Annotated in this window: 6 protein-coding genes and 1 rRNA gene; 3 read left to right on the top strand and 4 right to left on the bottom strand. The window is 74.2% G+C overall.

What is annotated here, in order from left to right:
- The first annotated feature begins 446 nt into the window (after window positions 1-446).
- Window positions 447-1,100, top strand: a complete 654-nt coding sequence (locus tag BU198_RS09920; protein ID WP_317620047.1) for a TetR/AcrR family transcriptional regulator — start codon at window positions 447-449, stop codon at window positions 1,098-1,100.
- 88 nt (window positions 1,101-1,188) lie between these two features.
- On the opposite strand, the gene BU198_RS09915 is transcribed toward BU198_RS09920, so the two are convergent.
- From BU198_RS09915 to BU198_RS43300, 3 genes are all read right to left on the bottom strand, one after another.
- Window positions 1,189-1,890, bottom strand: coding sequence for a hypothetical protein (locus BU198_RS09915; RefSeq protein ID WP_188296466.1), 702 nt, complete (start codon window positions 1,888-1,890; stop codon window positions 1,189-1,191).
- Between the two features lie 228 nt (window positions 1,891-2,118).
- Window positions 2,119-3,003 (bottom strand): CAP domain-containing protein, encoded by an 885-nt coding sequence (locus BU198_RS09910; protein ID WP_188296465.1) that lies wholly within the window; start codon window positions 3,001-3,003, stop codon window positions 2,119-2,121.
- A gap of 146 nt (window positions 3,004-3,149) precedes the next feature.
- The gene (locus BU198_RS43300) at window positions 3,150-6,077 is read right to left on the bottom strand and encodes an AfsR/SARP family transcriptional regulator (RefSeq protein ID WP_188296464.1); all 2,928 of its coding nucleotides are present in this window, start codon (window positions 6,075-6,077) and stop codon (window positions 3,150-3,152) included.
- Between the two features lie 128 nt (window positions 6,078-6,205).
- Between BU198_RS43300 and BU198_RS09900 the strand changes: the two genes are divergently transcribed.
- Window positions 6,206-7,702 (top strand): BTAD domain-containing putative transcriptional regulator, encoded by a 1,497-nt coding sequence (locus tag BU198_RS09900; RefSeq protein WP_188296463.1) that lies wholly within the window; start codon window positions 6,206-6,208, stop codon window positions 7,700-7,702.
- A gap of 91 nt (window positions 7,703-7,793) precedes the next feature.
- On the opposite strand, the gene BU198_RS09895 is transcribed toward BU198_RS09900, so the two are convergent.
- Window positions 7,794-8,270 (bottom strand): hypothetical protein, encoded by a 477-nt coding sequence (locus BU198_RS09895; protein ID WP_188296462.1) that lies wholly within the window; start codon window positions 8,268-8,270, stop codon window positions 7,794-7,796.
- 748 nt (window positions 8,271-9,018) lie between these two features.
- Here BU198_RS09895 and BU198_RS09890 point away from each other — a divergent pair.
- Window positions 9,019-9,142: ribosomal RNA gene (locus BU198_RS09890) — 16S ribosomal RNA — on the top strand; the annotation flags it as partial.

Here is a 9,142-nt window from a genome sequence, read left to right as displayed (position 1 = left end):
CGGGCAGGGGGCGTCCGTGGCCGGCGGGGAGGGCGGGTCCGCGCGCCGCCCGCCGCCGTGCCACCCGGTCGGCCGACCGTCCTCGCTGCCCCGTCACGCCCTCACCCCGGTGTTCCGTGCTCCGTGCGCCACGGTGGCGCGTGCGCCGCTCACCGTCCCCGTACGTCCGATGCGTTCGGACGCCCGGGTCGTCCGGGTGGTCCGGAAGTCTGTTCGTGGCGCTGCCAGTTCCGGACGCCGGTGCCGGTCGGCCGGTTCCCTGGAGGGTCCGGCTGCCCGGGACCGGGGTGGGCGCTCCCATGTGACTTCTACAGCGGTGTAGAAGTCGTACGCAGCATAGAGCACGCCCGTTCGACGGCAACCCCGGGTTCGCCGCGGCCCGGATAAACTGCACCGGGCAGTTTCCGCGAGGGCCGGCCGATGGGCCGGCGGAGGAGGAGAGGGCCGTGGCGACGGCGAGTGGAGCGGGGCGTCCGGAGAAGCGCAAGGCGATCACGCAGGCCGCGACGGTGGTGTTCGGGCGCGAGGGGTACGTCCGGGCCAGCATGGACGCGATCGCGGCCGAGGCCGGGGTGTCCAAGCGGACGGTCTACAACCACTTCGCCGACAAGGAGAACCTCTTCCTGTCGGTGGCCCTGCGGAACTCGGCGGAACTGACCGAGCGGATCGACGAGTTGATGGCGAAGTACCTCGACCGGGTGGTGGACCTGCGTCAGGACCTGACCGACTTCGCCGTCGAGCGGGCCCACGCGGTGCTGTCCGCGGGGGAGCACGGTGCGCTCGGCCGGGCGATCCGGGCCGAGGTGGCCAACATTCCGGCGGACGTCCTGGAGGCCTGGCTGGAGGCCGGTCCGGTGGCCTCCCAGCGAGGGCTCGCGGCCCGCTTCGAGGCGCTCGCCGGGCGCAGGCTGCTCGCGGTCGAGGATGCCGCGCCGGCTGCCGAACAGTTCACGCTGCTGACCTTCCACGGCATCGCCGAGCGCTCCTTCTGGGGCGCGCTCCCGGTGGCGGACGAGGAGGTCCGGCGGATCGCGGCGGCCGGCGTGGACGCGTTCCTGCGGCTCCACGGCGCGTCGCCGTCGGCGGCGGCGCGGAACTGAGAGCAGGGGCCGGACGCCGGGACTGAGAGCAGGGACCGGACACCGGGGTGGGGGCGGCAGCGCGCAGCCCCCACCCCGACCGCGCGGATCACTTCCAGTTGAGGCCCTTGCCGAGGGTGTACGGCTCGCCCCAGTACTCGGCGCCCGCGATCTTGGAGGCCTCCGGGGACATCGCCACCGCGCAGGAGGTGGACGACTGGCCGTTGGTGAACCCCTTGGGCAGCGAGGCGCTCTTGCACTTGGCGAAGGAGCCGATGACCGTCAGCTCCTGCGCCTCGGTGCCGTCCGCCAGCAGGCCCTTCATGTGGTTGACGCTGGTGTAGGACAGGTCGGTGCTGCCGGCGTTGGTGATCTTGTAGTGGATGTAGTACGGCACCAGGCCCTTGGCCTTGTCGCCGAGCTTGAGGTCGGCGAGGTCGGCCGGGTCGCCCTTCTCGATCGAGGTGACCGCGAGCGCGATGGTGCCCTTGGTGCTGCCCGAGCTGAACGGGATGGTGGCAGCCTCGCCGAGCTTCAGCGTGGTCCCGGCCGCCGGTGCGCTGCCGGCCGGCGCGGGTGCGGCGCCCGTGTCGGACGCGCCGCCGCTCGGGGCGGCCGGGGTGGTGGCCGCCGGGGTGATGGCCGCGGTGCTCGGGGCGGCGGTCTGGCCGGCGGGCGCGGTGGTCGCCGGCGGGGTCGTCGGGGTGTCGGACGCCCCGGCGTCGTCGTTGCAGGCGGTCAGGGTGAGCGCGCCGACCGCGGCCATCGAGGCCAGGGCCAGGGCGCGGCGACTGCTGCGGATGGGCTTCACGTGAGGTCCCCCGTGCTTGCGGACCCCCGGTGCCGGTGATCCTCCTGAGAGTCGTTCATAGCGCAGCGCGAACGTTCGGAGCCATGGTTCCGGTGCCGCCCTGACAGGGTCGTGACGATTTCCCCGCGCGGCCGTGACAAGGGAGATCGAGTCGTGATCAGCCGCACGGACCGGCGGGGGCCCGGCGCCGGCGGGGGAGCCGGGCCCGGTGGCCGCCGGGAGCGAGGGTCAGACCTGGCCGAAGGTCTGGACGTAGCGGCCCCGGGTTCCGCGTCGCCGGGGCGCGCAGCCGACGCCGATGTGGTCGAAGCGCGGGTCGAGGACGATCTCGCGCTGCCGCGGACTGTTCATCCACATCCCCATGGCCTCCGGCACGTCGTCGGCCGGGGCGACGTTCTCGGCGGAGAAGCGGAAGGCGAAGCCGGCGGAGCGCACCCGGCGCCACGGGGTGCTGCCGTCGGTGCCGTCCTGCTGGGTGAGGTCGTGCGCGGCCAGGTCGTCGGCGTGGCGCTGGGCGGCGGCGCTCAACCGGCCGTCCAGGCGGACCGGTCGCGCGCCGGAGCGGGTGCGCTCGGCGTTGACGGCGGTCAGCATGTCGAGGTGGACGTCACCGCCGGCGGGCCATGCCCGTACCGCGGAGTGCTGCCGGCCGGCGTTGATCCGGTCGGCCGGGACGAGCCGCCAGCGCTGGGCCGGGTCGGTGTGGTCCCGCCTGGCCAGCGTGAGCGGGGAGCCGGGGAGGGACGCGGTGAGGAAGAGGCTGCCCGCGTCGGTGCGCATCGTCCGGATGCGCAGCCAGTCGCCGCCGACGACCTCCAGGCACCAGCGCTGGTCGGGCTGTCCGTCCAGGTCGGACAGCGAGGTCCGGCCGGTGCCGCGGTCGTGGCGCATGACCATGGCCTGGCCGGGGGCGTACATCCCCCGGGTCAGCTGGGTCTCCAGCACCCAGTTGTCCTCCATGGCCCAGAAGACCCAGCCCTGGGTGGAGGTGCCGTTGGGTTCCCGGGACCGGATCGGGGTGCCTCGGTCGGGGCGGCCGGGGCTCAGGTCGGCGACCGTTCCGTTCGCCGACCTGAGGGTCCACACCTGGCCGTTCCGCACGAGCGTGGGCATGGTTGCGCCTCTCGTCTGTGATGTCGCTCCGGGCCGCAGCGGCTGCGGCCCGGAGCCTGATGGGAGAGAGGTTGCCGCACCCGGGTAGACGTGCGGTCAACGCGCGTAGTCCGTAAGGTCGTTGATGTCGCGCGGTCAACGCGCCGCTACCGCGCCAGCAGCTCCCTCACCTGCGCCGAGTCCTCCGCGAGCCCGAGCCGCTCGTACACCTCCAGGGCGTCCGACAGGCAGGCCCTGGCCTGGCTCGGGCGGCCGAGGCCGGTGAGCGCGGTGCCGAGGGTGCGCAGCAGGGCCGCCTCCAGGGCGGCGCTGGTGCGGCGGGCGAGCGGGAGGACGGCTTCGGCGGCGTCGACGGCGAGCAGCCAGCGGCCGGCCTCGGCGTGGATGCGGGCGGCGAGGTCCCCGGACGCGGCGGCGAAGACGGTGACCTGGAGGGCGGTGAACTCCTCGCGGGCGCCGGCGGCGTGGGCGAGCGCGGCCTCCGGGTCGCCGCACAGCCGCAGCACCCGGGCGAGGTAGTAGCGGCCGGTCGCGGCAGAGACCGGTCCCGAGGCGCTCATCAGGTGGGCGCCGCGTTCGGCGGCCTCCCTGGCCTCGTCGAGCCGGCCGGTCTGGGCGCAGCTGAACGCGAACTCGCCGAGCGCGCTGCCCTCGGAGCGCCCGGCGCCGAGGTGGCGGAACAACTCGGCGGCCCGGCCGGCGTGTTCGGCGGCCTCGGCGTAGCGGCCGTGGATGCGGGCGTTGCCGCCGAGGGTGAGCAGGGCCTTGGCGAGTACCCGCTCGCCGGCCGGCGAGGTGCAGAGGTCGACGGCCCGGCGGATCTCCCGCTCCGACTCGGCGTAGCGGTTGACGTGCCAGAGCATGGAGCCGCGCAGGTACCGGGCGAGGGCGAGCGGGCCGTGCTCGCCGCGTGTTCCGGCTTCACCGGCGAGGCGTTCGGCGAGGTCGGCGATGACGGTGGTGTGGGCGCGTTCGGCGAGCACCGAGCCCATCCGGTCGGCGAGTTCGGCGGCGCGGTCGAGCGGCAGGGCCGGTTCGCCGCAGCTCAGGGCGATGGCGGCGGCGTGCACCTCGGCCTGGTCGCGCATCCAGCGCACCGCCTCGGAGCCGTCGGCGATCGGTCGGCCGGGGTGGCGCACGGGCGCGTCGAGCAGGCTGAGTTCGGCCTGGTCGGCCTTGCGGGCGGCGAGGTCGGCGTTACGGGCGGTGGCGAGGCAGAAGTCGAGCAGCCGGTCGGTGGCCGCGGTGCGTTCGGCGGCGCCGTCCTCGGCGGCGAGCCGGGCGCGGGCGTAGGCGCGGACGAGGTCGTGGAAGCCGTACCGGCCGAACCTGGGGGAGTGCAGGAGGTTGAGGTCGACGAGGCTTTCGAGCAGGTCGCCGGTCTCGGCCTCGGTGCGGTCGAGCAGGGCGGCGGCGCAGGGCAGCGGGACGTCGGGGGTGTCGGGCAGGGAGAGCAGCCGGAAGGCGCGGGCGAGTTCGGCGTCGAGGCGGTGGTAGGAGAGCGCGAAGCTGGCCTCCACGGTCCTTTCGCCGTCGCTGAGTTCGGCCAGCCGGTGTTCGTGGCGCAGCCCGTCGGCGAGGGCGGCCAGGGTGAGCGCGGGGTCGGCGGCGAGCCGGGAGGCGACGATGCGGACGGCGAGCGGCAGCAGTCCGCAGGCCAGGACGACCTCCTCGGCGGCCCCGGGTTCGGCGGCGACGCGTTCGGCGCCGACGATGCGGGTGAGCAGGTCCAGGGCCTGCCCGGGCGGCAGGGTGTCCAGCCGCAGCTGGTGGGCCCCGGCGAGGCCGGTCAGCCGGTGGCGGCTGGTGACCAGGACGGCGCAGCCGGGTGAGCCGGGCAGCAGCGGTTCGACGTGGCCGGGGCCGGCCGCGTTGTCGAGCACGACCAGGACGCGCCGTCCGGCCAGGGCCGAGCGGTAGAGCGCGCTGCGCTCGCCGGTGTCCGGCGGGATCTCGCCCGGGGCGACGCCGAGGTCCCGCAGGAAGCCGGCGAGCACCGTGCCAGGGTCGGGCGGGGTGCGGTCGGCGCCGCGCAGGTCGGCGAAGAGCTGTCCGTCGGGAAAGCGGTCGCGCACCCGCCGGGCCACGTGCACGGCGAGGGTGGTCTTGCCGACGCCGCCCATGCCGTCCAGGGCGGAGACCACGACGGCCCGTCCGCCGGCGTCGGCGAGGCGGTCGGCGAGGAGCTCGGCCTCCTCGGCGCGGCCGGTGAAGTCGGTCAGGCCGGACGGGAGTTGGTCGGGCGCCTGCCAGCCGGCGGTGACGGCAGCGGGCTCGGCCGGGCCCGTGGTGGCGTTCGCGGGCAGCAGGGCGGCGTCCTCGCGCAGGATGCGCAGCTGGACGGCGGCCGGGCCCTCCTCGCCCGGCGGGAGCGAGGCGCGGGCGTCCTCGTACACGGCGAGCGCCTCGGCCTTGCGCCCGGCCTGGTAGAGGGCGCGCATCAGGACGGCGGTGAGCCGGGGCCGGCCGGGATGCTCCAGGGCGAGGGAGGCGGCCGCGGCGGTGAGGTCGGTGCGGTCGCCGAGTTCGGCGTCCAGTTCCAGTTCCGTCTCTTTGGCCGAGATCCGCTGCTCGGTGAGGCGGGCGCGGACGGATTCGGCGTGCGAACCGGGCAGTCCGGCCAGTGCCTCGCCGACCCACAGCCGATGGGCGCGCCGCAGCACCTCCCGCACCTGGTGGGGCGGCGCGTCCGCCCGGCGCAGCCGTCCGGCCTCGGCCAGCAGCGCCTCCCAGACGGCCGTGTCCACCTCGGCCGCCGGGAGCCTGAGCGCGTAGCCGTCGCCGACCCGGACCAGCGGCATTCGCTGCGGGTCGTCCCCGGCGTACGGTCGGAGCACGGCGCGCAGCCGGGAGACGGCGAGCTGGACGGCCTTGCGCGGATCGGCCGGCGCGGCCCCGCCCCACACCCCCTCGACCAGCACCGGGACCGCCACCGTCCGCCCGGCGGCGGTCAGCAGGGCCGCGAGCACGGCCCGCTGCTGCGGCCTGCCCAGATCGAGCTCCTTCTCCCCGTGCCAGGCCCGCAGCGGTCCCAGCAGTCCGAACCGCAGCCCGGATCCCCCCATGTCACCCATGTCCCGTCCCCGAAAGTCGTTCTGCGCCGGGATCCCGCCACTTCCGTCCGGATAGCGGCGCCCCCGTGTCCCGGCGGCCTATGCTCTGTCACTGATTGTGCATGGACAGAGTTTTCGAGGGGTGGGCTGTGGGGCTCGTTTTCAGCCTGCTTGGGCCGCTGCGGGCCCGGTGCGACGGCCGGGAGCTCGACCTCGGCCGACCGCAGCAGCGGGCCGTGCTCGCGGCCCTGCTGATCCCGCCGGGGCAGCTGGTGCCCACGGACCGGCTGGTCGAGGACCTGTGGGGCGCGGACGACAGCCGCTGGCCGAAGGATCCGGTGGGGCAGATCGGCACCCACGTCCACCGCCTGCGCCGTGCCCTGGGCATGCCCGGGCTGCTGGTCGGTGCGGCGGGCGGCTACCGGCTGGAGGTGCCGCGGGCGGCGGTGGACCTCTTCACCTACGAGGCCGCGGTGGAAGAGGCCGTCGCACTGCGTCACCAGGATCCGCCGCGGGCCCGCGAGTCGCTGGCGCGGGCGCTGGGGTCCTGGGAGGGGCGGCGCGTGCTGGACGGCGTGCCCGGGGCGTTCGCCGAGCGGGTCAGGGAGCGGCTGGCGGCCGGACGCTTCGCGGCGGTGAAGGCGCTGTCGGGCCTGGACCTGGCGCTCGGCCGGCACGCCGAGGCGCTGGAGCCGCTGGCCGCGCTGGCGGCCGCGCACCCGCAGGACGAGGAGGTGCACCGGCTGCACCTGCTGGCCCTGCACCGCTGCGGGCGGCCGGCGGAGGCGCTGGCGGTGTACGAGGCGCTGCGCGAGCGGCTGGACGGGGAGCTCGGGCTCGAACCCGCCCCGGCGCTGGTCGAGCTGGCCGAGCAGATCAGGCGCGGGGAGGCACCGGTGCTGCTGCGGCGCCTGCCGAGGCCGTGCCAGCTGCCGCCGGACATCCCGGACCTGGTCGGGCGGGCGGCGCAGCTGCGGGAGGCGCAGCGGGTGCTGCGGGCGAACGGGGCGCCGGTGCCGGGGGCGGCTGCCACCGGGACGCCCGTGAAAGAGGGGCCTGTCGTAGAGGGGCCTATAAGGGGGACACCGGTGCTGGGGTTGTCCGGGCCGGCGGGCAGCGGGGCGTCGGCGCTGGCGGTGCACGTGGCGCACGCCGTCCAGGACGCCTTCCCGGACGGTCAGCTGTACGCGAGTGGCGGCGGCCCCGGTGCGGTGCTGGCCGGCTTCCTGCGGGCCCTGGGGGAGCGGGCGGACGCCGCGGACGACCTCGACGAGTTGTCCGCGCGCTACCGCGCCGCGCTCGCCGGGCGGCGGGTCCTGGTGCTGCTCGACGGGGTGGCCGAACCGGGGCCGCTGCTGCCGTCGGTGCCCGGCTGCGCCGCGGTGGTGGCGGGAGCGGAGCCCGGCACCCTGCCCGGTGACGCCGTACGGCTGGCGGTGGGACCGCTGGAGCCGCAGGACGCCCGCGAACTGCTGGCCCGGATCGTCGGCACGGACCGGATCCGGCAGGAGCCGGATGCGGTGGCCGAGGTGGCCGCGCTCTGCGGCCACCTGCCGGCGTTGCTGCGGACGGCGGCGGAACGGCTGGCAGCCCGGCCACAGTGGACGGTGGCCGAGCTGGTCAGGTGGCTCGCGGAGCGGGGCTGACGACCGGGCCGCGGTGTGGGCGGGCCCTGCCTCGTTGCTTCGATGCTCCTGTGCGCCGGTACGGATCTCCGGCGCGGGTCTCCGATGGGGCCTACGGCCGCGGGGCGTACAGGTCGGAGGCCAGGATCACGGCCTCGGGGTCGTTGGAGTGGGGCACCCGGTCACCGCCCCAGTAGACGGCGACGGTGCCGTTGTCGTTGACCATCAGCTTGGCGTGCGGGTGGCCGTTCGTCCCGAGGTTCCAGCAGACGCCGCCGTTGGCGGAGTAGACGACGAGGTTGCCGTCGCTCTGCATGACGGCCTTGTAGCCGCAGTTGTTGGTGTGGCTGGCCCAGACCGGCTTGCCCATCTGGTAGACGACCAGGTTGCCGTCGGTCTGCATGATCAGGCGGGTGGTCGAGGAGTCGACGTGCCAGCCCTGGTAGAGCGGCTCGTCGTCCCAGATGGTGTGGGTGTTCGGGTCGTACGCGGCCTGCGCGCTGCCCGCCCCCATCAGCGTCCCGGTCAGTGCGAGTGCGGCGGTCGCCGCCACGACGGCCGTGCGTCGGAGTGCCTTCGTTGCCTTCATGTCCCCGTGTACCTCGTGGTTCTCTCGTCCCGTTTGCACCCGCGAGGTCCTCGGGGCGCCGTTGGGCACGATCCTGGGAGAAGGCGGTAGACAAACGATGAACGCCGCCGTTTACGGGCGTCCGGAGTGATGGTGCCGGGCCGGCCGCCGACGGCCGGGGCGACGGCGGCCCGGGGCCATTTGGCTTGGGCGCGGAGGAGGAGTAGTGTCCTCTAGTCGCCTGACAGGGAGCACCGGACACGCGTTTGCGCGGACGGTCCCGGGGCGGCCAATCCTCTGAAACACCACCTCCCGGTTCGGGCCGGGTCGCTCCGTCGTTTTCGCGTCGCGGCCTGGTGCGCATTCGGGGTGCGCGTTTTATTGGGTTGCGGTCGGATTCGCTTTTCGGAGCGGGGATCGGCTAGAGTTTGAAACGTCGGACAGGGCGTCAAAGCCCCGAAGACACCGGCGAGTTGGATGAACGAAGCCCCGGAAACGGAGCGGAAAACATCTGATAAGCTTGAAACACGAAAGAACGAAGCCCGGAGGGCCTGCCGGAAGGCAGACCGAAGGAAGCGTCCGTTCCTTGAGAACTCAACAGCGTGCCAAAAGTCAACGCCAGATATGTTGACATCCCCGGCCTCAGGTTTCCTGGGGTTGGAGATTCCTTTTGAAACAAACACTAGCGAGGACGCAGTGCGCGGGACCGCCCTATTCCGGTGGTTGCCGTGCCGCTCAACGCGAGTGTGAACCGGACATCCGGTAAACATTCACGGAGAGTTTGATCCTGGCTCAGGACGAACGCTGGCGGCGTGCTTAACACATGCAAGTCGAACGGTGAAGCCCTTCGGGGTGGATCAGTGGCGAACGGGTGAGTAACACGTGGGCAATCT

Origin of the sequence: Streptomyces sp. CBMA156, assembly GCF_014596515.1 — a bacterium.
Taxonomy (GTDB): Bacteria; Actinomycetota; Actinomycetes; order Streptomycetales; family Streptomycetaceae; genus Kitasatospora.
Note: the sequence above shows the minus strand (reverse complement) of the source record. Positions and strands in the feature narration are given on the sequence as shown.

Coding starts and splice junctions, on each gene's coding strand:
- BU198_RS43300 (WP_188296464.1), bottom strand. CDS start 6,077: ATGGGTGACATGGGGGGATCCGGGCTGCGGTTCGGACTGCTGGGACCG.
- BU198_RS09895 (WP_188296462.1), bottom strand. CDS start 8,270: ATGAAGGCAACGAAGGCACTCCGACGCACGGCCGTCGTGGCGGCGACC.
- BU198_RS09910 (WP_188296465.1), bottom strand. CDS start 3,003: ATGCCCACGCTCGTGCGGAACGGCCAGGTGTGGACCCTCAGGTCGGCG.